Source organism: Streptomyces sp. SID4985, from assembly GCF_009863025.1.
In the GTDB taxonomy this organism is placed as follows: Bacteria; Actinomycetota; Actinomycetes; order Streptomycetales; family Streptomycetaceae; genus Streptomyces.
The window spans coordinates 1-656 of record NZ_WWIR01000420.1; the positions used below are offsets into that span (position 1 = coordinate 1).

The following is a 656-nucleotide window of genomic DNA, read 5'->3' on the forward strand; positions in this document are numbered from 1 at the left end:
GGGCGCACTGGGCCTCGCCGGTCCGCGCCCCCGGCTCGCGGGACTCGCGCGCGCCGTGCTGGCGCAGCTCGCCGCGCTGCACTCGCCCGAGCTGCTGGAGATCGTGCTGATCAGCGCGGACCACTCGCGTCCGCTGGAGGAGCGGCTCGCGGAGTGGTCCTGGCTGGGCTGGCTGCCGCACGTCCGCCCGGGTCACGGGCAGGACTGTCGGCTGCTGCTCGCGTACGACCGCGAGCAGGCGGCGGCCCGTACCGAGGAGCTGCTGCGCCGGGTCGAGGACCCGGCGGCGCCCGGACCCGCCGCGCACCCCGGGCCGTACACCGTGGTCGTGGTGGACGGCGACCCCGGCGGGGCGGCGCTGCGCGAGGCGGTGGCGCGGCTGGCCGTGGCCGGACCGCACGCCGGTATCCATGTGGTGTGCCTGGCGGAGACGGCGGCGTGTTCGCCCGCCTCGCCGGTGGCGGGGACGTACGACGACGCGTGCGCGGTGACGCCGACCTTCCGGCACTGCGGTGCGGTGGCGCTGCTCAGCGGGGACGTGGCGAGCGCGCTGCGGCTGATGCGGGTGGCGCCGAGCGGTCCCGTGGGACCGGGCGCGGTCGCGGCCGTGGACGCGGTGTCGGCGGCGTGGGCGGAGCGGTTCGCGCGGGCGCTGG

At 78.8% G+C, this 656-nt stretch carries 1 pseudogene; it reads left to right on the forward strand.

The annotated features are described in order from the left end of the window. Positions 1-656, forward strand: a pseudogene (locus GTW40_RS18310) (cell division protein FtsK); the annotation flags it as partial.